The organism is Ruegeria arenilitoris (genome assembly GCF_013032445.1).
Taxonomy (GTDB): domain Bacteria; phylum Pseudomonadota; class Alphaproteobacteria; order Rhodobacterales; family Rhodobacteraceae; genus Ruegeria; species Ruegeria arenilitoris_F.
This window is the reverse complement of the sequence record NZ_WQCA01000001.1, coordinates 78372-103210: the sequence shown is the minus strand read 5'-3', so window position 1 is coordinate 103210 and position 24839 is coordinate 78372. Positions and strand designations below refer to the sequence as shown.

Here is a 24839-nt window from a genome sequence, read left to right as displayed (position 1 = left end):
GTTGACGCTGTTTCAGCGGGCCCCTGACGCCAAGCCCAAAAAAGTCGACATCGCGTGACGGCTAAAGCCATTGAGCAGTGCAGGACGCGACTACATCGGCACCGAATGACAAGGCTGACGTAAAGTAAGATGAGATCTTCCAAATCCCGCTCGCGGGCCAAGAATAACCGCAATCGTCCTTCCGGCGGCAACGTTGTTAACCGGGTTTTTGACAGCTCGGGTCCCGAAGGCAAGGTGCGCGGTACGCCCCAGCAGATCATTGACAAGTATAATCAGTTGGCGCGCGACGCCCAGCTTTCCAACGACCGCGTGGCAGCCGAAAACTTTCAGCAGCACGCCGAGCATTACCTGCGCCTTCTGAGCGAAGCGCAGCGCGAGATGGAAGCACGCCGCGAAGAGCAAGAGCGCCAGAACCGCGAACGCCAAGCCGAACGGGACCGCGAACGCGCCGAGCGTCAGGAACGCGAAGCCGCGCGTCAGGCAGACCCGGCTGAGGCTCCGCAGCCCGACGTGATGGATTTCGGCACGCCCGAGGCCGCACCCGAAAGCGGTTTGGTCGAGACGCCGGAAAGCAAAGGGTCCGAGCCCGCCCCGGCGCCGGAGAAAAAGGAAAAACCTGCGCGTAAGCCGCGGGCACGTAAACCCAAGGCAGCGCCTGCCGAGGATGCCCCCAAAACCGATGGGGATGCGCCAGAAGCGGCCGAATAAGCGCTGGTAGAGAATTTGCAAAAGCCCCGGAGTTTCCGGGGCTTTTTTGCTGTCAGCCTTTTTTGACTTCGCGGGCCAGCGCGCAAAACGCCTCTAAAGGCACTTGCTCGGCCCGTTCCGTGGGCTGGATGCCAGCCGCAAGCAGACGATCTTCAATATCGGGGGCAACGCCTTTCAACGAGGCGCGCAGCATCTTGCGGCGCTGGTTGAAGGCAGCCGCCACGACGCGTGACAGGGTTGCCGCCTCGGCCGGATAGCGTGGCTCGGGCAGGGCGGTCAGGTGGACCACCGCGCTGGACACTTTGGGCGGCGGCGTGAATGCGCCGGGGGGCAGGGACATCGCGATACGTGCTTCAGCCCGCCATTGGGCGAGGATCGCCAGGCGGCCATAGGCCTTGCTGCCGGGCTGGGCGACGATACGCTCGGCCACTTCGCGCTGGAACATCAGGGTGAGGCTCTGCCAGAATGGCGGCCATTCGGGTGGCGTCAGCCAGCGAACCAGCAATTCGGTTCCCACGTTATAGGGTAGGTTGGCCGCAATGCGAATCGGCGGCGTCAGATGCGCCAGCGGGTCGATTTCCAGTGCGTCGCCGTTTATCACCTCAAGTCTGCCGGGGTAAGCGGCGGCGATGTCGTTCAGGGCGGCTATACAGCGGGTGTCTTTTTCCACCGCCACGACCTTGCGTGCGCCTTCGGATAGCAACCCGCGGGTCAGACCTCCGGGGCCGGGGCCGATTTCCAGAACGTCGCAGTCCGTCAGGTCTCCGGCCTGGCGCGCGATCTTGGCGGTCAGGTTCAGATCTAGCAGGAAGTTCTGGCCCAACGATTTGCGGGCTGAGAGCTGGTGTGTCGCGATGACCTCGCGCAGAGGGGGGAGATTGTCGATTGCGCTCATGATCCGGTTACCGTGGCGCGGGGTTGGGGGGATGCGCCAGAGATTTTTTGCCTCCGGCGGAGATATTTGGGGTCAGGTGAAGGATCAAGAGCTTTGTGCCATGCGTTGGGCCAGTTTCAGGGCCTCAATCAGGCTTGTAGGGGTGGCGACGCCTTTTCCCGCGATATCCAGCGCCGTGCCGTGGTCGGGAGAGGTGCGGATGAAGGGCAGGCCCAACGTCACGTTTACACCGCGGTCGAAATCCAGCGTCTTGATCGGGATCAGCGCCTGATCGTGATACATCGCAATCGCCGCGTCATAGCGCGCGCGGGCGGCGGCATGGAACATTGTGTCCGCTGGGTGCGGACCGGTGATTGTGAAACTGTCAGTGGGCAGGTCTTCGATCAGCGGGGCGATCCAGTCCAGTTCTTCCCGGCCCATCTTGCCGCCTTCGCCCGCATGAGGGTTCAGGCCTGCGATGGCGATGCGAGGATGTACGATGCCGAATTGATTTCGCAAACCCTCGGCGGTGATGGCGATGGTCTCGCGCAGCAAATCCGGTGTCAGGGCGGAGGGCACCTGCGACAGGGGGATGTGGATGGTTGCGGGCACCACGCGCAATTGATCGGAGGCCAGCATCATCACGACCCGCTTGCAATCCGCGAGGGCGGCCAGAAACTCGGTATGTCCGGGATAGGCAAATCCGGCCCCGTCGATTAGGGCCTTCTTGTGGATGGGCGCAGTGCACAGTGCCGATGCGGCACCGGATTGTACCAGCGACACACCTTGTTCAATTGCGTCGATGACATAGGGCGCGTTGGCCGGGTCCGGCTGACCCGGAATGTTGGGGGCCGGGAAATTCATGTGCAGAACCGGCAGGGCGGTGGCGCAGGCTTTAGCGGCTTCGGATGAGTGCGCAATACGCGCAATCGGTGTGTCAGGCGGTAGAAGACCTGCGTCACCGATATAGAAGAACGGACAAGTGTCGCGCAGGTTCGACCACGCCTTGGCTGCGATTTCCGGGCCTATACCGGCCGGGTCTCCGCAGCTGAGCGCAATCGGTGACGTCATTGCTCGACGATTGTCGCTTCGGCGCGCAACTGTGCCAGAAGACTATCCGCAAAAGCCTCAAGCCGTTGTTGGGTAAGCGCGTTGGCAACATCTGTACGGCTTGTCTCTTCACCCAGATCGCGGGTGCGAGTGCAAAGCATCAGGAACAAAAGTGTCTGGCCGTTGTTTCGGGTCAGTGCCGTGGACACCTCGTTGAGGTCCAGCTTGGCAAGCTCCAGCGCGACGTCGCGGGGGATCTCGTTCGGGCTGGCCTGAGTCCGTTGCAACACTTCGGCTGGTTGATCTTGGGCGATGCCGTAGAGGTCGTCGCAGGTGTCGATTTCTTCTTTCAACCGGGCCGCTTTGGCCAGAGTGTCGGCGCTGCGTCCGCCGGGCATGTTGTAGATCGCGTAATCGATTTCGGAGTAGCTGGTGGTCCCGGTTGCGACCTCGCGCAGACCGCGCATCTGGAACAGAGCGATGGCGTTGGGCAGAGAAAGTGGTTGGGTGATATCCCCGTTCTTAAGTCCAATGATGACCGGTTGCAGGGCTGGTGGCAGGCTGGAGAGATTCAGCCAGTCCAGGCGCCCGCCATTGTCGCGTGTGGTGGCCGCTGAGTATTGCGTCGCAGCCGCTGAAAAAGAATCAAAGCCTTCCAACTGAGAAATTTCTTCTGCCAGAAGTTCGGCTTGTGCCACGGTTTGCTGGTTCACAGGGATGATGATTTCAGACAAGAGTACCTGAAGACCGCCGCCGTCGGTTTGTCCCATCGCACGGTTAATCTCATCATCGCTCGGGCGGGCCTGCGACAGGAAACGAGAACTGACGTAATCCCGCCACGTGATCTGGTCGGCGACAAAATCCCGAACGGTTTCGCGATCAACACCCTGATCGGCCAGCAACTGCAGGAATTCGTCCGACGACAATTGCCCACGCGCGGCAAATTGGTCGATTCCGCCCTGAATGTCTTCGGGCGCGGCCTGAATTCCGGCATCGCGCATTACTTGTCGACGCAGCCGCTCGTCTATCAGAGCCTTGCGCACTTCGTCTTCAGAAGCGCCGGGCGCACCCAGAGCGGTGAGAAACTGTTGCCGCTGGCTCAGTTCGTACCAGGTGATGATATCCTGATTGACCTTGATTGCCGGTGAAAACAAGCTTTGGGCATCGACCTGAGGTGATGTCATCGACAGCATTGCCCCGACAAGCACGGGGGCGACCGGTTTGAGCCAACCGGAGCGAAGGAAACTGGTGAAACCTGAAATCAACTGCATCTTCTCTTGAACTGTTGGCCGCCACCGTCAACGGAGTATCCCGTCAGGGCTACGGTAAAGCCGAATTCTGTCGTAGGCTCAATACTGGATGACACAGTAAAGCGCCTGCTGACGTTCATGTTAACTTGCACACATTCATTCCGATACGTGACCCCCAGCCCATAGCGGATCGGTTCGGATTCTTTAAGGTCATAGCGCGCCGAGGCCGTTGTGTTCCAGTTCTGATTTACACGGTAACGTCCGGTCAACCTGACTTCGGAAATCTCTTCATCCAGGTTTTCGGCCGGGTCTTGCTCTTGCCAGATGTAACTGCCAGTCACGCCTACTATCTCTTGCAGCCAAGCGGCGCGGAGTTCTGCCTTGGTAAAGCTGAAATTCCCGTTTAGCAGGCCGCGCCCTGCCAACGACCAGCCGTTGGCGGTTTGAATCTGACCAGCCAACAGCAGGTCCGAGGACGTACCCTGCAGGCCGGACGTCAGGTTGAAATTGGGATTCGCATCGGTACGAAAGACCTGGCCGATCGTGGCCAGGGCTCGCCAATTGTTGGCAGCATAGCGAGACCAATTGACACCGATGACACCTGTCACACCATCTTCGCGCTGATCCGGCGCCGGAAATCGCGACAGGGCCAGCAAGTTACCCTGATCAAACTCCTGAAAGGTGCTTTCGTCGTTTGGCACATCATCATCGGTCACATGGGTCCAGCCAATCTGGGCAATCGGCTCAAGTACCTGAGTCGCTCCGGTCTGTTCCCGCCGTTGCATCGGATAGCGCAGTGTCAGTGCCGCACGCGGGGTGGCACGCGTCACATTCTGGGGAAACTCGCTGTCGTGGCGAATGTTGAATGCGTCGACTGAGGTGCCCACACGGGCCTCAGCCCGCAGACCGGAAGCAAGTGTCCAGTTACGCATCCATACCGCATCAAACGTGGCGCGCGCGATGTCGCGGCCTACAATGTCCTCGTTGCTGGTGCGTTCATGCGCATGAGTGATGAAACTGAGCCGTACTTCGCCTCCCAAGGAAGTTGGGAATAAGCGTTTCTGATAGTACAGGTCGAATACGCGTGACGGGATTTCATCCTGATCTTCACTGTCGCGCAGTGTTTTGTAGTGGATTAAGCTGGTGCGGAACGCTGTGTCGCGTTTGATCCTTTCAAGGGCCACCTCGCTGCGCAGACGGTCAAGATCTGGCAGGCCGTAATCGGCCAGGTAGGCGTCGTCGGATGTGGTTCTGATGTTGAACGTAAAACGAAATCCGTCATTCAGGTTAAACCAGCCATTGGCAAACAGATATCCCCGGTCCTCGTTCGGTTGCAGGTCGTCGCGGGTTAACGCGCCGGTGAGTTGGATGCGACCATTCTTGAATGCCTGCCGATAGCGCAATCCCAAGGTTTTGGTCTTGGGTGAGATATAAGGTGTTAGCGTCAGGTCCTTATGATCGCCCAATTTTATGAAATAGGGTGTCCTGACACCGGTTCCCAGTTGCGACGTGGTTCGAATCGACGGCACCAGAAATCCGGTTGCGCGCTCCAGTGTCGGGTCTGGTAACCTCAGATAAGGAAAGTAGAAGACAGGCACGTCGAGGACCCGCAGTTGCGCCCCCTCAAAGTAAAGCTGGCGTTCCACCTGATCATGGGTGACTTTTCGGGCGCGAATTTGCCAGATCGGGGGTTTCCCGTTGGCGCAGACATGGCACGACGTAGCTGAAACTTTGCTGAATTGAGTGTACCTGCCCCCTGCACGAGTGGCCTGAACCGAGGCGATCTGCACCTGTTGGTCGAAGACCATCCGAGCACCGATCAGAAGCCCGTTCTGAATGGTATCGTCCAACTCGGCCGAATTCGCAAGCAGCGTCGTCTCGCCGCCCTGATCGATACGGATTGGGCCGTCCAACGTTAGCATGCCAGTCTCGCGATCATAGGTGACGCGGTCGGCGGTTATTTTGACGTCGCCCTGATAGGCTTCGACATTGCCTTCTGCGACCAGTACGCGGTCGGCTGTGATGAAAATCTCGTCCGCCACCAGTAATGCGGGCTGGTCTTGTTGTTGAGCATTCTGCGCCGGATCGGACTCGGGCTGGGTCTGGGCCAAAGCACCAGTCGGCAGGGTCAGGGCAACGGTGCCTGACAGCAGAAGGCGGGATAACATCCGCATCAGCCGTCCTCCGCATGAAGCAGTAAGCCGAGGGACAAAAGAATGGCGGCAAAGGGCGGCGCCCAAGCCGCGACGATGATAGGCAATTGACCGTTTTCCCCGAGTATCTGGGCAAAATTGCGAACGAAATAAATGGCAAAACCCAGCAATACGGCCGACAGAACTGCGATGCCAGTGCCGCCAAAGCGAACGTGGCGCATTGTGAATGCGGCGCCGATCATCACCATCGACATCAGAAACAACGGCCTTGCAAGCTGAACCTGCAGCCAGACTTCATACTGTTTTGTGGAAAACCCTGCTTCTCGGAGGTCTCGGATCAGTTGGGGCAGATCGTAAACCGAAACCGAATCCTGCTTGCCCAAGGTGTCGAGAATACGTTGCCGCGTCAGGGTAGTCGGAACCTCGACCTGCGGGAACACCTCGGCCGTGGACTCGGGGTTTAGGTCATCGTCCAGCGACCAGATCTTTGCGTTCGATAGAATCCAGGACCCATTGGACAACTGGGCCATGTCCGCGATGATCTGCTGCGTCGGTTTTCCGTCTGATGAAAACGTGATGATCGTCACGCCCGTTAGCTCCAGAGTTTCGGCATTCGTGGTTCCGCGCGCGTGGATGACCGATTGTCCATTCGCCGATCCTTGCCGCAACCACAGCCCCTCGCTGGTGATCGACAGAGCGGAATCACCATTATTCCTATAAGTGTCGGAAAGGCGCTGGAATTCCTCGGACGTAGCGGCGCTGATTGGGTTCAGAAGAGCCACGGCAAGGGCCCCAATCACTAGGGCCAGCGTCACAGGCGCCAAGAGCGCGCGGATGCCTGAGCGTCCAATGGCACGGGTCACCACCAGCTCGGAACTGCGCGCCATCCCGACGAAGAGGGCGATGGTGGACAGGATCACCAGAAGTGGAAGCATTTCGCTGATCGCCGCCGGTGTGTTCAGCAAAGTTAGGTGCAGCAGGGTGCCGAAGGACAGGTTTTCCGAGTCGAACCGGCGGGCCTGTTCGACCAGATCAATGAGAATCAGCAGTGTCAGAAATATGCCGCCGATGACCAGAAAGCTTTGAATGAACCGGCGGGCGAAATAACGGTCGAGGATCACGAATGTGCCTCCGCCCAGACGGCATCCTTGGGGAAATGGGCGAACATCGGGCCGAATTCACCGTCGCCTGCGCGGATGCGCACCGGCTTATGCCTGCCCTGTCTCGCCAACTCGTTCTCCCCCGATCCTGCCGGAATTTTTCGGGGACTGTAATGCAATTGGCGCGCGGGGAAAACTGCTATCTGGTCAAGCCGTCCGGCGCGGGCTAGGTCTTGGGGAACAGATTTTGAGGAGTTTGCAATGAGCAGTCTTGTACCAATCCGGTTTCAGCCCTTTGACGTGGATGTAATGGCCCAGGCCGAAGGGCGCGTGGCTGTGATCGTTCCGCCCGATGGCAAGATGAGCCCCGCAGTGCGTCGCGCCAACCGTCTGACCCGCGGTGCGGTTGCCCGGCTGGTCGAAAGCGCCAAATTTGAAAAGGTGAAAACGGGTGATGTGATCTCTCTGGCCTGGCCCGGCGGTATGGCGGCCGAGGCGCTGGATATCGTCGTTCTGCCGCGCCGTCCTGATGCCGCTGAGGCACGCAAGGCCGGAGCCGCTCTGGCCAAGCTGTCCGGCGGCAAAGACTTGCTGGTGATGGCGGGCAATCAACTCCGAGCCGAAGATCTGGCCATGGGGGTCGCGCTGCGCTTGTATGATTTCGACGCGCACAAGACCAAGGAATCGGACGAGGCTGGGACCGTCACCGTCAGCCATCAGAAAGCCGATGAGGTCGAGGCTGCGTTTGCCCCGCAATACGCGGTGGCCGATGGCGTACGGATGACCCGCGATCTGACCAACGAACCGGCCAACGTCCTGACCACCACCGAATTCGCCGACCGTCTGGTCGAGATGAAGGAATTGGGCCTAGAGGTAGAGGTTCTGGACGAAGACAAGCTGGAAGAACTTGGCATGCGCACGCTGCTGAGCGTAGGGCAGGGCTCGGTCAGCCCCTCGAAGGTTGTAGTGATGCAGTGGAACGGCGGCGACAAGGACGATGCGCCGCTGGCATTGGTCGGTAAAGGCGTGGTGTTCGACACTGGCGGTATCTCACTGAAGCCTGCAGGTGGCATGGAAGACATGACCATGGACATGGGCGGTGCAGGCGTTGTCGCGGGCACCATGCGCGCGCTGGCCAAGCGCAAGGCCGAGGCCAACGTGGTCGGGCTGGTTGGTCTGGTCGAGAATATGCCCTCGGGCAACGCGACCCGTCCGGGTGACGTGGTCAAGTCCATGAAGGGCGACACGGTCGAAATTATCAATACCGATGCCGAGGGCCGTTTGGTTCTGTGCGATGTGATGTGGTACGCGCAGGAGCGGTTCCAACCGGTGGGCATGATCGATCTGGCCACGCTAACCGGCGCGATCATCATCGGCCTGGGGCATGAGAATGCCGGTGTCTTCTCAAACAACGACACATTCTGCGACGCCTTCCTGAAATCGGCCAAGGCCGAGGATGAAGGCGCATGGCGGATGCCGCTGGGTGAGGCCTATGACAAGCAGCTTAAATCGCGCGTCGCGGATATGAAGAATGTTGGCGGCCGTCCTGCAGGCTCGATCACCGCAGCGCAGTTCCTGCAGCGGTTCGTGAAAGAGGACACGCCGTGGATTCATCTGGACATCGCTGGTGTGGCTTCTGTCTCGTCCGAAACGTCCTACGCTCCCAAGGGTGCAACCGGTTGGGGTGTTCGCGCCCTCAGCCGCTTTGTACAGGACAACTTCGAGTAAGCTGATGGGCGCCGTCTATTTCTACCACCTGACCCGTCAGCCTCTGGAGTACACATTGCCGGTGCTGCTGGACAAGGCACGGCAGGCCGGGTGGAAGATCGCCGTGCGGGGCACTGATCCCGCGCGGATGGATTGGTTGGATGAAAAACTGTGGTTGGGATCCGACGATGGGTTTCTGCCACATGGCCGCGAAGGTGGCCCGCATGACGCGGCGCAGCCGATTTTGCTGACGACCGGGCCACAGGCCGCCAACGAGCCGGCCTGCGTCATGGCCGTGGACGGGGCGGCTGTTGATCCGGACGAGGTCGTGGCACTGGAACGGGTGTGCATCCTGTTCGATGGCAATGATGGCGAAGCCGTTCAGCGCGCGCGGGGCCAGTGGAAAGCTCTGACTGGCGCGGGATGTTCGGCGCAATACTGGTCCGAGGAATCGGGTCGGTGGGAGAAAAAGGCCGAGGCGTAAGGCTTTGGCTTCAAAGTAAATCTCGGGAGAGTGACAGATGGAAATGAAGCCTTTGGGCCGCACTGGTATCATGGTGACCGACCTATGCCTTGGCACCATGACCTTTGGTACACAGACATCCGAGGCGGATGGCCATACGCAGATTGACATGGCGCTGGAGGCCGGGATTAACTTCGTTGACACCGCCGAAATGTATCCGGTGAACCCGATCTCGAAAGAGACCGTGGGCCGAACCGAAGAGATAGTGGGTAACTGGAACGCCGCCAATCTGTCGCGGCGGGGCGACTATGTTCTGGCCACCAAGCATTCGGGCGCGGGCTTTGCCCATGCCCGTGACGGTGCGTGGATTACGGGTGAAACCATTCCCGAGGCGATCGAAGGCTCGCTGCGGCGGTTGCAGACGGATTGTATTGACCTTTACCAGTTTCACTGGCCGAACCGGGGCAGCTACATGTTCCGGCAGAACTGGAACTATTCGCCCTCGGGGCACAATACCAACGAAGTTCTGGACAACATGCAGGGCTGCCTTGCGGCGCTACAGGCGCAAGTGGACAAGGGCAACATCCGCGCTTTCGGCCTGTCGAACGAAAGCGCTTGGGGCACCGCGCAATGGCTGCGAATTGCCGAGCAGATGGGAACGCCACGGGTGGCGTCGGTGCAGAACGAATACTCGCTGCTCTGCCGTCATTTCGATACGGACATGGCCGAGCTGAGCGTGCATGAGGATGTTGGTTTGATGGCCTTTTCGCCACTTGGGGCAGGGTTCCTGACTGGAAAGTATCAAGGCGGTGCCGTCCCGGATGCGTCACGTATGTCGTTAAACCCTGACATGGGGGGACGGAAATCAAATCGAGTTCTGGGCGCAGTTGCGGCCTATCTTGAAATCGCTGAGCGGCATGGGTTGGATCCGGTGCACATGGCGCTGGCCTGGTGTCGGACGCGACCGTTCATGATGTCCGCCATTTTTGGAGCGACCACCGTGACGCAGTTGGAACGTATTCTGGCTGGCAGGGAACTAAGGTTGTCGGATGAGGTCGTGGCCGAGATCGGTCAGGCCCATCGCGCTCATCCGATGCCGTATTAGAGGGCTCTGCCTCCGCCGCGCTGCGCGCGACTCCCCCGGGATATTTTTGGCCAGATGAAGGGGAACCCGTCAGTGATGGGTGGGCTGCGTGCGCTCTTGCCTTAGGTCGCGGGCTGACAGGCCGTGGGCGGTGCGGAAGGCGCGGGCGAAACTGGATTGTGAGGCGAACCCGGTGGCAAGCGCCACGTCCATCAGTGGCATATCGGTGTCTGAAACAAGACGGCGAGCTTCGGCCAGGCGCAGTTGCAGATAGTGGTCCTGCGGCGTGGTGTTCAGGCGCAGGCGGAACTGCTGCTGCAGCGTGCGGGGGCTGGTGCCGAGGGTTTCAGCGATTTCGGCCAGCGGCAGGGGTTCGTCCAGGGACGATTCCATCAGTGTATTTGCCTTGGCCGTCAAAGCTGTATGTCGATGCGGGATGCCGGTTCTGCTTTGCGGCTTCGTCGGCTCGGGCGCGCCATCGTACAGGAACAAACCAGAGACACGGGCGGCAAAACCCGATCCGTGGCGGGCGGCAATAATATGCAGCAGCATCTCGATCGCAGGCATCGCGCCGCCTGATGTCAGGCGGTTGCCGGAAACGGTATACCTGTCGGATCGCACGTCGATGTCCGGGAAACGGGCGGCAAAGTTTTCCTTGTCCTCCCAATGGGTCGTGGCGGCGTGACCGTCGAGCAGTCCGGCTTCGGCCAGCAGCCAGGGTCCGCCGTCTATGCCGGCCATCGTGGCACCGGTGCCTGCGATGCGGCGCAGGCCCGCCAGCAGGCTTGGTGTCGCGTGGCGCGCCAGTTGGAACCCGGCTACGACGATCATCAGGTCGCAACTTTCCAGACGGGCTAAAGGGATGCCGGGAACGTTCAGTGCACTGGTCAGCATCGCGGGTTCTGCCGTCGCGGTGACGTAGTCCCAATCGAATGCCGGACGATCCGCGAGGCGGTTGGCTGCGCGCATCGGATCGACGGCAGATGCGAAGCTAAGCGTGTTGCATTCATCCAGCACCAGCACTGCCGTTTTCAGGGCGCGATGTTCGGGTTGCAGTATGTTTTTTGCGGATTTCATCAAGTTCGATTCGCATTCTGACAAGTGTTTGCACAAGGCTGCGTCAAACTCGGGCCCGAACGCAAATCGGAATCCGTGGAGAAGCCTGGGGAAAACCCGGGCATATCAGGGTATAACTTGGGGAGAACGTCATGCCTTTGGAAATGAACCGCGAAGTCTTCATCACCTGTGCCGTCACAGGCTCGGGCGGAACGCAGGATCGCAGCCCGCATGTCCCGCGCTCGCCGCAGCAGATTGCGGACAGTGCGATTGCCGCAGCTAAAGCCGGGGCGGCCGTTGTGCATTGCCATGTGCGTGATCCCGAGACCGGCGCGCCCAGCCGCCGTCTGGACCTGTATCGCGAGGTGACGGACCGCATTCGCGATGCCGACGTGGACGTTGTGCTGAACCTGACCGCAGGGATGGGGGGAGACATCGTGTTCGGCGGCGTCGAAAGCCCGTTTCCGGTGAACGAGGCAGCCACCGACATGATCGGGGCCTCGGAACGTGTGTCTCATATCGCCCAGTGTCTGCCCGAGATCTGCACTTTGGACTGCGGCACCATGAACTTTGCCGAGGCCGATTACGTCATGACCAATACCCCCGGTGCGCTGCGCGCGATGGGACAGATGATGACGGACATGGGCGTTAAACCCGAAATTGAGGCGTTTGACACTGGCCATCTGTGGTTTGCCAAGCAGCTGGTGAAAGAAGGGATTCTGGAACCCAACGCGCTGGTCCAGCTGTGCATGGGGGTTCCGTGGGGTGCGCCGGATGATTTGAACACCTTTATGGCCATGGTGAACAACGTGCCCGACGATTGGACCTTCAGTGCCTTTGCGCTGGGGCGCAACCAGATGGCCTATGCCGCGGCTGCAGTATTGGCAGGCGGCAATGTGCGCGTCGGGCTCGAAGACAACCTATGGCTGGACAAAGGCGTACTGGCCGAGAACTGGCAATTGGTTGAGCGCGCCAACACCGTGGTGTCGAACATGGGCGCGCGGGTGATCGGGCCGCAGGAAGTGCGTGAAAAGCTGGGGCTGACCAAACGGGCGCCAGTGGCTGCCTAGGAGCATTTGTTTTGGGTGGATTGGGGGCCAGCCCCCAACCCCCGGAGTATTTGGGAAAAGAAGAAGACATGGTGCCTGTGTGAGCTTTGGAGGCTTTCAGGCCGGAGGAATGTTGATGAAAACAGCAGCAATTATTGGCGGTGGCGTGATCGGTGGCGGTTGGGCCGCTCGGTTCTTGCTGAATGGTTGGAACGTCCGGGTGTTCGATCCGGACCCCGAGGCCGAGCGCAAGATTGGTGAGGTTCTGGAAAACGCACGGCGGTCGCTGCCGGGGCTGAGCAACGTGCCTTTGCCCCCCGAAGGCGCACTGACTTTCCACGATGACCTAGCCGAGACGGTGCAGGGTGCCGCGTGGATTCAGGAAAGCGTGCCAGAGCGGTTGGACCTGAAGCTCAAGGTCTACAAGGGCCTGCAAGAGGCGTGTGATCCGGACGCGATCATCGGGTCTTCGACCAGCGGGTTCAAACCGTCCGAATTGCAGGACGGTGCATTGCGCCCCGAACAGATCGTGGTGACGCACCCGTTCAACCCGGTATACCTGTTGCCGCTGATCGAAGTGGTGCCGACAGACAAGAACGCGCCTGAGATGGTCGAGCGCGCGCAAGAGTTGTTGAAATCGGTCGGTTTCTTCCCGCTGCATGTCAAAAAAGAAATCGACGCGCATATCGCCGACCGCTTTCTTGAGGCCGTCTGGCGCGAGGCGCTGTGGCTGGTCAAGGACGGTGTCGCCACAACCGAAGAGATCGACGAGGCGATCCGCATGGGCTTTGGCATTCGTTGGGCCCAGATGGGTCTGTTCGAAACCTACCGAGTGGCGGGCGGCGAGGCCGGGATGCGGCATTTCATGGCGCAGTTTGGGCCAGCGTTGAAATGGCCCTGGACCAAGCTGATGGATGTGCCCGAGTTCACCGATGAACTGGTCGACATGATCGCCGATCAGTCGGATGCGCAATCGGGGATGCATTCGATCCGCGAATTGGAGCGTATCCGCGACAACAACCTTGTCGGCATGATGCGGGCTTTGAAGGCACAGAATTGGGGCGCGGGTGCGGTGCTGAACCAGCATGACGCGGCGCTGAAACCCGTTGCTCTGCCCACGATGGAGCAGGCGGATCTGAGCCAGCCGATTCTGACCGTCGCGCGCGCAGTGCCGCTGGATTGGACCGACTATAACGGTCACATGAACGAGGCACGGTACCTTGAGGCGTTTGCCGACGCGACGGACCGTTTCATGGAGATCATTGGCTGTGACGCGGACTATATCGCTTCGGGCGGCAGCTATTTCACCGCCGAGAACCACATCCGTTACATCGATGAGGTTCACGCGGGCGCAAAAATCCAAATCCGAACGCAGATGCTGCTGGGACAGGGCAAGAAACTGCATGTCTTCCACAACATGTATGAGGGCGACAAGCTGATCGCCACCGGCGAAAGCTTCCTGCTGCATGTCAGTCTGGAAACCCGCCGCCCCAGCGCGCCATCGGCTGAGATTGAGGGCGCAATGGCCCGCATTGCCGAAGCGCAGGCCGGATTGCCTTATCCGGATGGCGCCGGTGCCGCGATCCGGAAACCGGCATGAGCGGGCGCGTTCTGATTACGGCCGGTGCTTCGGGCGTTGGCCGGGCCATGGCGGACGCCTTCGATGCGTCTGGCGCGCAGGTGTGGGTGGCCGATGTCGATACAGCTGCCTTGGACGGATGCCCGACGCACTGGAAACGGTCCGAAGTAAACGTGGCGGACGAAACTGCCGTGGCCGCGTTGTTCGCTGAAATCGAGGCCGCGTGGGGCGGGTTGGACACGCTCTGCGCCAATGCAGGGGTCGCCGGACCGACAGCGCAAGTCGAGGATGTGGCGCTGGAGGATTGGCGGTTCTGTCTGTCGGTCAACCTTGAGGGGGCATTCCTGTGCGCGAAATACGCGGCACCGATCCTCAAACGGCAACGCAGTGGAGCAATGGTGATCACATCCTCCACCGCCGGGCAGTACGGCTATCCTAACCGCGCGCCTTATGCAGCAGCGAAATGGGGCGTGATCGGGCTAGGCAAGACGCTGGCAATGGAGCTTGGATCACACGGTGTGCGGTGCAATGTCATCTGCCCCGGCGCCGTTGAAGGCCCCCGGATGGAGGGTGTTCTGGCCCGCGAAGCGGCCGCCAAGGGCATGACCCGCGATCAGGTCTATGACGGCTATGCAGCCGGTACCTCGATGGGGCGGTTTGTCGAAGGGCAGGATATCGCCAATATGGCCGTGTTCCTCGCCTCGGATGCGGCGCGGTTGGTGTCGGGTCAGGTGATTGCCGTGGACGGCCATACGGTGAATCCTGACCCGAAGATTTAGGTCGTATCAGCCCTGATTTGGCCCACGGATCTGGCGGATGGTCTGACGGACCGCCTGCCAGTCTTGTGCTTGCTGCATATTCCCTGCAGCTTCGCATTCGCGCATCTTCTTGGCGGCTTCCGCCTCGGCCTGATCACCATGAGCGGTATAGAGCGCCCGTGCGTATTGAGCAGTTTGAATAGCGTCCATTCCTATCGTCCTCCCGTATTTGATCGGAATACCCGAAGGTTCGCGCCGAACGACGATAGCACAAGAAAGCCGCCGGTGCATCCTCAACCCTGGGGTGGGCCAGAAATCGCCGCGCGCAACTGTCTGAGGTGGTCGGGAAAGTCGCGCGCGGTCAGGTCGGCCTCGCGCACCAGGCGGTCGAAATGGCGCGTGAATGTCTCAATCCGGTCGCGGTCGCGGAAGGCCATGTAGTGGCTGCCTGCATAAAATACACAGAGCAGGGGTCCGAAAATGGTTACCGGTGCGGAATAAAGCCGTTTTGCGTCAAACAGATAGATGCGTAGGCGGGGGTAGAGTTGTTCGCAGATCTCCAGCAGGTGGTCGATCTGTTCCAGCCGGATTTTGGGGCAAAGCCCTTCGTAATAGCCTGAGGCCTGGGCAAAACTGTCGATCTCATACAGCGGCATGGCAATTTCATAGTCCGACTGGGCGCTGCGCATCCATGTCAGCCGGTCCGCCGAGGCACCGATGGCCTGATCTGCCGTGCGGCCCAGATGCGGCGCGTATTCCCATTCCAGCACGGCGCGGGTCTTTAACATGTCGGGCAAAGTCGCTGGGACATAACGGATTTTATAACCAGCAGCTTCTTGGTGCCATTCAAATATCCGCTCGTCCACCAGCGCACGTGGGGCCTCGGTCATAGTCAGAGAACTAGCCAGCAGTTCTGCTGCGCTTTCCGGCCGGTTTGAAAGGCTCAGCAACCAATCCGCTGAAACCCCAAGGGCAGAGGCGCAACTCCCGACGACATGCGCGTTCGGAAGCCGCGCACCCTCATCAGTCAAAAGCTGCGATACGGTTGAGCGATCCACGCCGATACGTCGCGACAGCGCGCTTTGGCTGACGTGACGCTCTTCCATGGCGCGGGAAAGTCGTTGGCGGAATTGCGCCGCGCGGTCTCGTTTGTCGATTTTATCCTGCATGTGTTTTTAAATATCACAGATGATGAGTTTTGTTAATCATATTCAGAATTTTCAACGGAGTCTTTGACCCTTAATTTTAACGACATAACAATAATAAGGGTGACGGAATGGAGACACGGCGAAGATCGGTCGTGAAGGCTGTGCTGTGGAATGTGATGGGCTTGATCGTGATGACTCTGGTGGGTTTGATTGCCACCGGGTCGGCTGCGATTGGCGGCACACTGGCGATTGTAAATACGGCCATCGGCCTGACCATGTACGTGATTTACGAGCGTATCTGGGCTGGCATCTCGTGGGGCCGCAATGTCTAGGCCCGCGACACCCGAATGGGGCACGTTGGCCCTGATCACTGCGTGTTATGGCGCGTGGTTGGCCGTGGTGTTCCTTCTGCCGTTGTGGCTGGCGATCCCGGCGATGGCAGTCGTGGCTGCGTTACATTCTTCCCTCACACATGAGGCGCTGCACGGTCATCCTTTCCGAGCAAAGTGGCTGAACGAGGCACTGATGGCTCTGCCGTTGACCCTGTTCATTCCGTATCAGAGGTTCCGTGACTTGCATCTGGCGCATCACCGGGACGAAACACTGACCGATCCTTATGACGACCCCGAATCCAACTATCTGGACCCGATGGTCTGGGGCACCTTGAGCAGTTGGCTACGGTGGTTGCTGAGTGTGAACAACACTCTGCTAGGGCGGATCGTTTTGGGGCCGGCCATCGGGCAGGTCATGTTCCTGCGCAACGAGTTGCGCGGCGGGCGAGATGTTCTACAAGCTTGGGCGCTGCATCTGCCTGGAGTCGCGGTAGTTCTGTGGGTTGTGGCGCAGTCTAACATGCCGATCTGGGCCTATGTGTTCTCGGCCTATCTCGGATTGGGGTTGGTCAAAATCCGAACCTTTCTGGAACACCGCGCGCATAAAACTGCCGGTGCCCGTACGGTAATCATCGAAGATCGAGGTCCGTTGGCTTTTCTGTTTTTGAACAACAACCTGCACGTCGTTCATCATATGAATCCGGGTGCGCCGTGGTATCTGTTACCCGCCATTTACCGTTCGGAGAAAGACCGGTATCAGGCCCGAAATGAGGCCTATGTCTACCGCTCATATGCGCAGATTTTCCGGTCATACCTCCTGCGGGCAAAGGACCCGGTGGCCCATCCTCTCTGGCCAAAGGGTTGATTTCACGACACAAGGGAAACCATGAGTTTATGGATTCCCGTTACCATCGCCGCGGCCTCGTTCCAGACCGTGCGGTTCATGCTGCAAAAGTCGCTCAGCACGGTAAAGCTGACAGCGGCTGGCGCGACCTTTGCCCGGTTTGCCTATTCGCTGCCGCTGGCGCTGCTGGGGCTGTTTGTGGCGCTGCAGGTGACCGGTTTCAGTCTGCCGCCTTTGACAGCTAAGTTCTTTCTGTTCGCCGTCATCGGCGGAACGGCGCAGATTCTGGCTACCATCTGCGTCGTAGCCCTGTTCAAGCAACGCAACTTTGCCGTTGGAATTACCTTCAAGAAAACCGAGGTGATCCAGACCGCCATTGTCGGATTTCTCGTGCTGGGCGATCAGGTTTCGGCTGGGGCATTGGTGGCGATTTTACTGGGTCTGCTGGCGGTGCTGCTGCTGTCGAAATCCCCCGGAGGCGATGGAGTGTGGTGGAAGCACTTGACCAACCGCGCCTCGCGTCTGGGGCTGGGGTCGGGGGTGCTGTTCGCCTTTTCCTCAGTCACTTATCGCGGTGCCTCGCTGGAGCTGGGCGATATCGATGCGTGGTTTCGCGCGCTGGTGACGCTGGCTGTTGTGGTGACATTCCAGTTTCTCAGCATGGGGATCTGGCTTCTGTGGCGTGACCGGGCCGAACTGCTTGCAGTGTGGCAGACCCGCCAGACCAGCGTGTTTGTCGGCCTGACCAGCCTGTGCGGCTCGTTCTGCTGGTTTCTGGCCTTCACGCTGCAGAATGCGGCCTATGTCAAAGCGCTGGGGCAGGTCGAGCTGCTGCTCAGCTTGTTCGCCTCGCTTCTGTTTTTTCGGGAAAGCATCACCCGGCGTGAGATCGCCGGGATGACGTTGCTTGGTGTGTCTATTCTTGCGCTAGTGCTGGCAATTTAGGTCGTGTTTGATTTCACGGTCGCAGAAGCTCTGGTTTTCTGCGTTCGAGCCGTCAGGCGAGAGGCAGCGAAAACCGGTTCAATGCAATCAAACCCGACTAGCCAGCGCGGCGCTCATCAAAGCTCAGCGCGATGAAGTTGGGCATGTGATCGCCCATACCCACAACCGCGGGGCCGTTGTCATCACGACGGCCGCGGCCTTTGGGCTCTTTGTCCTTCTTGCGGTCGCCTCTTTTGCTTTCAGCTTTTTTGCCGTCCTCAGGCTTCGCTTTTTTCTCAGGCTTCGGCTTTTCGGCCTTCGGCTCTTCCTTGACCGGATTGTCCAGTCGCGGGATATCCTTCTGGATCAGTTTCTCAATTGCATCCAGGGCTTTTTCATCGCGGCCAGAGCAGATGGTGATCGCCTTGCCCTCACGTCCGGCGCGTCCGGTGCGGCCGATGCGGTGGACGTAATCCTCGGCATGGCCTGGGACGTCGAAGTTGAAAACATGGCTGACCGACGGAATATCCAACCCGCGCGCGGCCACGTCCGAGGCAACCAGCAGTCGCAGAGATCCATCGCGGAAACCATCCAGCGTTTTCATCCGTTGCGACTGGTCCAGATCGCCATGGATCGCGGCAGCGTTGTAGCCGTACTTCTTCAGCGACTTCGCGCAAATATCCACGTCCGTCTTGCGGTTGCAGAAGATGATCGCGTTGGTGCACTTTTCACCCTCACCGTCGATCAGAGCGCGCAGAACCTTGCGCTTGGCGCTGGCTTCACGATCACGGCGGCCGCCTTTGAACATGACCACGCCCTGTTCGATGGTCTCGGAGGCGGTGGCCTGACGGGCAACCTCGATCCGGGCAGGGGCGGACAGGAAGGTATCGGTGATCCGTTCAATCTCAGATGCCATGGTGGCCGAGAAGAACAGGGTCTGGCGCGTGAACGGGGTCAGCGAGAAGATGCGTTCGATATCTGGGATAAAGCCCATATCCAACATCCGATCGGCCTCATCCACCACCATGATCTGAACGCCGGTCAGCAGCAGCTTGCCGCGTTCAAAATGGTCCAGCAGACGGCCCGGAGTGGCGATCAGCACGTCGACACCACGGTCGATCAGTGCCTCTTGCTCCTTAAAGCTGACGCCGCCGATCAACAGCGCTTTGGTCAGTTTGAGGTGCTTGGTGTAGGTGTCGAAGTTTTCAGCCACCTGTGCGGCCAGTTCCCGCGTCGGGCACAGCACCAGCGAGCGCGGCATGCGCGCACGGGCACGGCCACGGGCCAGCAGGGTAATCATCGGCAGCGTAAAGCTGGCAGTCTTGCCGGTGCCGGTCTGGGCGATCCCCAGAACATCCTTGCCCTCAAGCGCAGGTGGAATCGCACCTTCCTGGATCGGGGTGGGGGTTTCGTATCCGGCTTCCTCAATGGCTTTGAGGACCTTCGGGTTCAGGTTCAGTTCGTTAAACTTTGTCATGTATGTCCGGTTCATGCGGACACTAGACCTGGCCCGCGCGTCAAAGGTTTGCCGGGCCCGGATGGCCATACGCGTCATTGCGCAATTTCGGCTTGGTGGGGGACATAACAAAATCGTTGGTCAGGGTCAAATGAAGACCTTTTTAGGATTTTCCACGCTCTAATGGTGCGGATTATGCGCAACAATTCAAATACTTCCAGGGAAGTGTTTCGTGAGTTTGCCATCCAGATCCAGCGGTCGGTGCCGGATTAGGTCATATTGCGTAAGACGCGCACGCACGTCTGGGGCAGCTCCGCTGAGTTCATCGAAAAAGGCGCGCAGCCCGTCCTCGCCCTCCTCGGCCTCTATCCAATTGAGTAGCTCGTTCATGTTCATACCACCACGCTCACGTGGAACGTTGGGGGACATGCCGGGTTTGTACGAGCCGCGCTCCAACCTGAACCGGTAGTGGGCCTGCCAATGCTGCCAATCGGGTGCGTGCCGATGGCAAAGCTCGACCCCGGGCAGTTCGACCTTGCAGGGCAGGACTTCTCCATTCTGAAACAGGTTGTGGATGCGGTAATTGATTTTTTGCAGCCCAGTGCGGGCAAATAGCTTGCCCTGAACATGGCTTAGAAACCCGCAAAGAACGAAAGCCCCGTAATTTGGATACAGCTCTTGCACTACCGCGTCGCGGTTTGGACCTTTGGGGATATAGGCTTTGTAAAGATCATCACCTCCGGCCATGGCCTCGATCGGTCGAACGCGCACGCCGGGGATGTGGTCCGGAACATCCGCCAGCAGTGCGACGATGGGATGGGGCGACCAGAGGAACTCATCTATGTCCAGATGAGCCAACCAGTCTTCACTGGCCTTGCGATAGGTAAACGTGGCGTTTGCAGTCTGGCGAGTCTGGTGTTTTTCCGGACGTTCGCGCTGCCGGTAGGTCCAGAATCTGGCGTCGCAAGTTCGGACTTGGATCTGTGGATGCCGGTTCAGTTTGTCGAAGGCTTCGGGGTTGGGTTCGTCCAAATAGATGTAAAGCCGATCGGCCCCAAGATCGAGGTGATAGGCCGCGAAGCGCAGGATGTCCGGAGCAGAGCCCCGGACCGTTGAGACGATGCCCCAGGTCGGGTTACCGACCATATGCGGCCTTTGGCTGGGTCACGTCATCATTTCCTTGGTCGCCGTCAGGTTCAACGCCGGGTAGTCGCGTACGACCCGATCAATATCCCATTGCAAGCGGGTCAGGTAAACGATGTCACCGTCATGATCGTTGGCAATGTGTTGCTTGTTGGCGTTGACGAATTTGTCAACCTCAGCCTTTTCACCGCTGACCCAACGAGCCGAGGTGAACTGAGACGCCTCAAACCGGACGGGCAGGCCGTACTCCATCTCGATCCGGCTGGCGAGCACTTCAAACTGCAGTGCACCGACAACACCGACGATAAAGCCCGAGCCAATCGAGGGTTTGAACACCTTGGCCGCGCCTTCCTCAGCAAACTGCATAAGGGCCTTTTCCAGGTGCTTGGCTTTCAACGGATCCGCCGCGCGAACTGTTTGCAGCAGTTCCGGCGCAAACGATGGGATACCAGTCACGCGCAACGCTTCGCCTTCGGTCAGCGTGTCACCGATGCGCAGCTGCCCGTGGTTCGGGATGCCGATGATGTCACCGGCCCAAGCCTCTTCGGCAAGTTCGCGGTCGGAGGCCAGGAACAGCACCGGGTTCGAGATCGCCATCGGCTTTTTCGACCGCACATGGGTCAGCTTCATGCCGCGCTTGAAATGGCCCGAGGCCATGCGGACAAAAGCCACCCGGTCGCGGTGCTTGGGGTCCATGTTGGCCTGCACCTTGAACACAAAGCCGGCGACTTTCTTTTCATCCGGAGCAATTTGACGCGGTTCGGCGGACTGAACCTGTGGCTGTGGGCCATAGTCGCCGATGCCTTCCATCAGTTCTTTCACACCAAACGAGTTGATCGCCGAGCCGAACCAGATCGGGGTCATATGCCCTTCAAGTACTGCTTGAGGGTCCAGCGCGGGCAGCAGCTCGCGTGCCATCTCAACCTCTTCCAACAGCTTTTCAAGAAGGTGCTCAGGTACGTGTTCAGCCAGTTTCGGATCGTCCAAACCATCGATCTTGATGCTTTCGGCCACCTTGTTGCGGTCGGCGCGGTCCATCAGTTCCAGCCGGTCGCGCAACATGTCATAGCAGCCGATGAAATCGCGCCCAACGCCAATTGGCCACGCGGCGGGCGTGACGTCGATCGCCAGCATTTCCTGAATTTCGTCGATGATCTCGAACGTATCGCGGCTTTCGCGGTCCATCTTGTTACAGAAGGTCAGGATCGGCAGATCGCGAAGGCGGCAGACCTCGAACAGTTTCTGCGTCTGGCTTTCCACACCTTTCGCCCCGTCGATCACCATGACAGCGGCGTCCACGGCGGTCAGCGTGCGATAGGTGTCTTCCGAGAAGTCCGAGTGGCCGGGTGTGTCCACAAGGTTGAACCGGAAATTGCCATAGTCGAACGACATTGCCGAAGCCGAAACCGAAATGCCCCGATCCTTTTCCATCTGCATGAAATCCGAACGGGTCCGACGTGCCTCACCTTTTGCGCGCACCTGACCAGCCATCTGAATCGCACCGCCATACAGCAAGAACTTTTCAGTCAGCGTCGTCTTGCCCGCATCAGGATGCGAGATGATGGCGAATGTCCGGCGCCGAGCGATCTCGGGCGGCAATACGGGTTGGTTCGAGGTATCTAGCATGACCGCGCGTATAGGCGGGGAAACCCGCCGAAGCAAGACAAAGGGGGTGGTTCGAATCGTACACCTATGGCAATAAGAACATATAGTGAACAAACGATGGAGAAGACCAATGAATTTGAAAGAGATTGCTGACGAACTGGTCGCTGGCTGCCGCGAGGATCGCGCCAAGGAAAATCTGGAAAAGCTCTATGCTGAAGATGCCGTTTCGGTCGAAGCACAGGATTTTATGGATATGGGTCGCGAAACGCATGGGCGCGACGCCATTCGCGGCAAGCATGAATGGTGGGAAGGTGCGCACGAAGTTTCTGGCGCATCGGTCAGCGATCCGTTCCCGCATGGGGATGACCGCTTTGCCGTGATCTTCGAAGTGCAGGGCAAAGTGAAAGAATCCGGCGAGGCGTTCGATATGCGCGAAATAGGCGTTTATCACGTGGCCAACGGCAAAATTGTGCGGGAAGAGTTCTTTTACTGAGCATAGAACAGTTTCTGGTTTTCCCTGTCTGAGCGATGCTAGACATGCGGGCAACAAAAGATGGGGAGGACCTTATGGATCTGGGAATTCAAGGAAAACGCGCTCTGGTTTGCGCCAGCAGTAAAGGCTTGGGTCTGGGCTGCGCCGAGGCTTTGGCTCAGGCGGGTGCTGACTTGGTGATGAACGCGCGGGGGGCCGAGGCGTTGGAAGCCGAAGCCGCGCGTTTACGATCTGCATACGGCGTGGATATCCAGACAGTGGCCTGCGACGTAACCTCGACCGAAGGTCAGTCCCGCGTGATCGAGGCAGCGCAGGGTGTTGATATCCTTGTGACAAACGCTGGTGGCCCGCCACCGGGTATGTGGTCGGATTGGGAGCGCGAAGACTTCATCAAGGCGTTGGACGCCAACATGCTGACGCCGATCGCCTTCATGAAGGCATTGCTGCCGGGGATGATGGACAAGGGCTGGGGTCGGGTGGTGAATATCACATCGCAATCCGTACGCGCACCGATTGCAGCGTTGGGTCTGTCGAATGCGGCTCGCACCGGGTTGACCGGTTATGTGGCCGGGACATCGCGGCAAGTGGCACCGCATGGTGTCACGATCAACAATCTGCTGCCGGGCATCCACGCCACCGACCGCGCGGATGCGCTGGATGGCGGTGTGGCAGCCCAACAAGGGGTTTCCATTGACGAAGCACGTGCGCAGCGTGCAGCGACGATCCCGGCGCGGCGCTATGGGTCGCGGCAGGAATTCGGCGCGACCTGTGCGTTCCTGTGCTCGCAACATGCTGGCTTCATCGTTGGGCAGAACATCCTGCTGGACGGTGGTGCAACCAATTTGACGATGTAGAAATGGCTCAGAATTTTTCGCTCAAGGACCAGTTATTCAATGCCGAAAAGACCCGCTATCTGGCAGGGCTTTTTGCCGGAGCGGATCCGTCCTTTGACGCTGAGGCGTTCGAGGCGCAGGTTATGTCCCGCTTGTTGGGGCTTGAGCTGAAGGAGCGTATGGCTTGGATCGCCGAATGCCTGCAACAGGCGGTGCCCGGAGATTTGCCAGACGTGGCGTCGACCCTGCTGCGCGCGCTGCCTCCGCCGCTGGACCCGACCAAGACGGATGATGATTTCGGCGATTTCATCTTTGCGCCTCTGGGGGATTGGGTGGTCAACGTTGGTTTGGACCATCCCGATCTGGCTCTGGACTTACTTGAGGAGTTGACGCAACGGTTCTCGATGGAATGGGCTATCCGCCCGTTCCTCAATCAACACCCGGACTTAGTGCTGGCGCGGATGGAGCTCTGGTGTGGGCATGTCAGTTACCATGTGCGCCGTTTGGTCAGTGAAGGCACACGTCCACGCCTGCCGTGGGGGCAGGCGGTTGGGCTGGATATAGCTGACCCTCTGCCGATGCTGGACCGGTTGCATGGCGACCCGACACGCTATGTCACACGGTCGGTGGCGAACCACCTGAACGACATTACCAAGAAAGACCCCGAACTGGTGCTGGATCGGCTTCAGGTCTGGGCTTCGGCCAAGCAGCAGGAGCAGGATGAGCTGCGCTGGATGACCTCTCATACCCTGAGAGGGCTGGTGAAATCTGGTCATCCGGGGGCCATGAAGATGCTGGGCTATGACCCGGATGCCAAGGTTGCGGCGGATGTTCAGGTGAATGGCGACGCCCGGATTGGTGAAGCGCTGGAGTTCGAAGTGACCTTGAACGGAGCCGGAGATCAAGCCGTTCTTGTGGATTATATTATTCACTTTCAAAGGCCTGGCGGAAAAACCTCAGCCAAGGTGCATAAGCTGAAGCAGGCCGCACTGCAGGACGGCTCGCTGAAGCTGAGTAAGAAGCACAAGCTGAAGGGCAACGCGACCACGTTCCAACTGGTCCCCGGCGCACATCGACTTGAGATTCAGGTGAACGGGCAGGTGCGCGCAGGCGTCGATTTCAACCTGCTGGAGTAACCCGGCACTCTCACGCTTTCGTCAAATCTGACAGGCCCGGATTGCACCCGGACCAGCACTGCATTAGCTGCGATGCAGCCAGTGAGGAAAAGGG

The 24839-nt window shown here is 59.3% G+C and carries 24 protein-coding genes; 13 read left to right on the top strand and 11 right to left on the bottom strand.

Annotation, left to right across the window (positions count from 1 at the left end; all coding sequences use genetic code 11):
• Positions 1-129: 129 nt before the first annotated feature.
• Positions 130-708, top strand: a complete 579-nt coding sequence (locus GOW98_RS00485; RefSeq protein ID WP_170328984.1) for a DUF4167 domain-containing protein — start codon at positions 130-132, stop codon at positions 706-708.
• Positions 709-760: 52 nt separating this feature from the next.
• Here the strand turns inward: GOW98_RS00485 and rsmA are convergent, their stop codons facing one another.
• From rsmA to lptG, 5 genes are all read right to left on the bottom strand, one after another.
• Complete coding sequence (gene rsmA, locus GOW98_RS00480; protein WP_170328981.1) at positions 761-1603, bottom strand: 16S rRNA (adenine(1518)-N(6)/adenine(1519)-N(6))-dimethyltransferase RsmA; 843 nt, start codon at positions 1601-1603, stop codon at positions 761-763.
• Between the two features lie 84 nt (positions 1604-1687).
• A complete protein-coding gene (gene pdxA, locus GOW98_RS00475; RefSeq protein ID WP_170328979.1) occupies positions 1688-2653 on the bottom strand; it encodes a 4-hydroxythreonine-4-phosphate dehydrogenase PdxA in 966 nt (321 codons plus the stop codon).
• The gene (locus GOW98_RS00470) at positions 2650-3903 is read right to left on the bottom strand and encodes a peptidylprolyl isomerase (RefSeq protein WP_170328977.1); all 1254 of its coding nucleotides are present in this window, start codon (positions 3901-3903) and stop codon (positions 2650-2652) included. The genes pdxA and GOW98_RS00470 overlap by 4 nt, the downstream gene beginning before the upstream one ends.
• The gene (locus tag GOW98_RS00465) at positions 3894-6056 is read right to left on the bottom strand and encodes an LPS-assembly protein LptD (protein ID WP_170328975.1); all 2163 of its coding nucleotides are present in this window, start codon (positions 6054-6056) and stop codon (positions 3894-3896) included. The genes GOW98_RS00470 and GOW98_RS00465 overlap by 10 nt, the downstream gene beginning before the upstream one ends.
• Positions 6056-7156: an LPS export ABC transporter permease LptG gene (gene lptG, locus GOW98_RS00460; RefSeq protein ID WP_170328973.1), complete on the bottom strand. Its 1101-nt coding sequence runs from the start codon at positions 7154-7156 to the stop codon at positions 6056-6058. The genes GOW98_RS00465 and lptG overlap by 1 nt, the downstream gene beginning before the upstream one ends.
• 240 nt (positions 7157-7396) lie before the next feature.
• On the opposite strand from lptG, the gene GOW98_RS00455 reads away from it, so the two are divergent.
• From GOW98_RS00455 to GOW98_RS00445, 3 genes are read left to right on the top strand one after another with little or no spacing between them, the layout of a single operon-like run.
• Positions 7397-8863, top strand: a complete 1467-nt coding sequence (locus GOW98_RS00455) for a leucyl aminopeptidase (protein ID WP_170328970.1) — start codon at positions 7397-7399, stop codon at positions 8861-8863.
• Positions 8864-8867: 4 nt separating this feature from the next.
• Positions 8868-9326 carry a DNA polymerase III subunit chi gene (locus GOW98_RS00450; protein WP_170328967.1) on the top strand — a complete coding sequence of 153 codons (459 nt, stop codon included), beginning with the start codon at positions 8868-8870 and terminating at the stop codon, positions 9324-9326.
• A 37-nt stretch (positions 9327-9363) separates the two neighbouring features.
• Complete coding sequence (locus tag GOW98_RS00445; RefSeq protein WP_170328965.1) at positions 9364-10410, top strand: aldo/keto reductase; 1047 nt, start codon at positions 9364-9366, stop codon at positions 10408-10410.
• A 69-nt stretch (positions 10411-10479) separates the two neighbouring features.
• On the opposite strand, the gene GOW98_RS00440 is transcribed toward GOW98_RS00445, so the two are convergent.
• Positions 10480-11466 (bottom strand): GlxA family transcriptional regulator, encoded by a 987-nt coding sequence (locus GOW98_RS00440; protein WP_170328963.1) that lies wholly within the window; start codon positions 11464-11466, stop codon positions 10480-10482.
• 131 nt (positions 11467-11597) lie between these two features.
• Between GOW98_RS00440 and GOW98_RS00435 the strand changes: the two genes are divergently transcribed.
• The 3 genes from GOW98_RS00435 (at position 11598) to GOW98_RS00425 (ending at position 14852) form a co-directional block, all read left to right on the top strand.
• Positions 11598-12515: a 3-keto-5-aminohexanoate cleavage protein gene (locus GOW98_RS00435; protein ID WP_170328961.1), complete on the top strand. Its 918-nt coding sequence runs from the start codon at positions 11598-11600 to the stop codon at positions 12513-12515.
• Between the two features lie 115 nt (positions 12516-12630).
• Positions 12631-14094 (top strand): carnitine 3-dehydrogenase, encoded by a 1464-nt coding sequence (locus GOW98_RS00430; RefSeq protein WP_170328959.1) that lies wholly within the window; start codon positions 12631-12633, stop codon positions 14092-14094.
• Complete coding sequence (locus tag GOW98_RS00425) at positions 14091-14852, top strand: SDR family oxidoreductase (protein WP_170328957.1); 762 nt, start codon at positions 14091-14093, stop codon at positions 14850-14852. The genes GOW98_RS00430 and GOW98_RS00425 overlap by 4 nt, the downstream gene beginning before the upstream one ends.
• A 6-nt stretch (positions 14853-14858) precedes the next feature.
• Here the strand turns inward: GOW98_RS00425 and GOW98_RS00420 are convergent, their stop codons facing one another.
• Together GOW98_RS00420 and GOW98_RS00415 are read right to left on the bottom strand one after the other, a co-directional pair.
• Positions 14859-15041 (bottom strand): hypothetical protein, encoded by a 183-nt coding sequence (locus tag GOW98_RS00420; RefSeq protein ID WP_170325170.1) that lies wholly within the window; start codon positions 15039-15041, stop codon positions 14859-14861.
• A gap of 83 nt (positions 15042-15124) precedes the next feature.
• Positions 15125-16000, bottom strand: coding sequence for a helix-turn-helix domain-containing protein (locus GOW98_RS00415; protein ID WP_170328954.1), 876 nt, complete (start codon positions 15998-16000; stop codon positions 15125-15127).
• 107 nt (positions 16001-16107) lie between these two features.
• Here GOW98_RS00415 and GOW98_RS00410 point away from each other — a divergent pair, with 107 nt between their 5' ends.
• The 3 genes from GOW98_RS00410 to GOW98_RS00400 are packed head-to-tail and all read left to right on the top strand — an operon-like array spanning position 16108 to position 18100.
• Complete coding sequence (locus tag GOW98_RS00410) at positions 16108-16311, top strand: DUF2061 domain-containing protein (protein ID WP_170328952.1); 204 nt, start codon at positions 16108-16110, stop codon at positions 16309-16311.
• The gene (locus GOW98_RS00405; RefSeq protein WP_170328950.1) at positions 16304-17176 is read left to right on the top strand and encodes a fatty acid desaturase; all 873 of its coding nucleotides are present in this window, start codon (positions 16304-16306) and stop codon (positions 17174-17176) included. The genes GOW98_RS00410 and GOW98_RS00405 overlap by 8 nt, the downstream gene beginning before the upstream one ends.
• A gap of 21 nt (positions 17177-17197) precedes the next feature.
• Positions 17198-18100 (top strand): EamA family transporter, encoded by a 903-nt coding sequence (locus tag GOW98_RS00400; protein WP_170328948.1) that lies wholly within the window; start codon positions 17198-17200, stop codon positions 18098-18100.
• 97 nt (positions 18101-18197) lie between these two features.
• Here the strand turns inward: GOW98_RS00400 and GOW98_RS00395 are convergent, their stop codons facing one another.
• The 3 genes from GOW98_RS00395 to GOW98_RS00385 all read right to left on the bottom strand — a co-directional run bounded on the left by GOW98_RS00395 (position 18198) and on the right by GOW98_RS00385 (position 22304).
• Positions 18198-19556: a DEAD/DEAH box helicase gene (locus GOW98_RS00395; RefSeq protein ID WP_170328946.1), complete on the bottom strand. Its 1359-nt coding sequence runs from the start codon at positions 19554-19556 to the stop codon at positions 18198-18200.
• Between the two features lie 186 nt (positions 19557-19742).
• Entirely contained in the window at positions 19743-20681 is a 939-nt protein-coding gene (locus GOW98_RS00390; protein WP_170328944.1) for a glycosyltransferase family 2 protein, read from the bottom strand.
• Between the two features lie 18 nt (positions 20682-20699).
• Entirely contained in the window at positions 20700-22304 is a 1605-nt protein-coding gene (locus GOW98_RS00385; RefSeq protein WP_170328942.1) for a peptide chain release factor 3, read from the bottom strand.
• A 109-nt stretch (positions 22305-22413) separates the two neighbouring features.
• Between GOW98_RS00385 and GOW98_RS00380 the strand changes: the two genes are divergently transcribed.
• The 3 genes from GOW98_RS00380 (at position 22414) to GOW98_RS00370 (ending at position 24745) form a co-directional block, all read left to right on the top strand.
• Complete coding sequence (locus GOW98_RS00380) at positions 22414-22776, top strand: nuclear transport factor 2 family protein (RefSeq protein ID WP_170328940.1); 363 nt, start codon at positions 22414-22416, stop codon at positions 22774-22776.
• A gap of 74 nt (positions 22777-22850) precedes the next feature.
• Positions 22851-23630 (top strand): SDR family oxidoreductase, encoded by a 780-nt coding sequence (locus GOW98_RS00375; RefSeq protein ID WP_170328938.1) that lies wholly within the window; start codon positions 22851-22853, stop codon positions 23628-23630.
• Between the two features lie 2 nt (positions 23631-23632).
• Positions 23633-24745: a hypothetical protein gene (locus tag GOW98_RS00370; protein ID WP_170328936.1), complete on the top strand. Its 1113-nt coding sequence runs from the start codon at positions 23633-23635 to the stop codon at positions 24743-24745.
• Positions 24746-24839 lie beyond the last annotated feature (94 nt).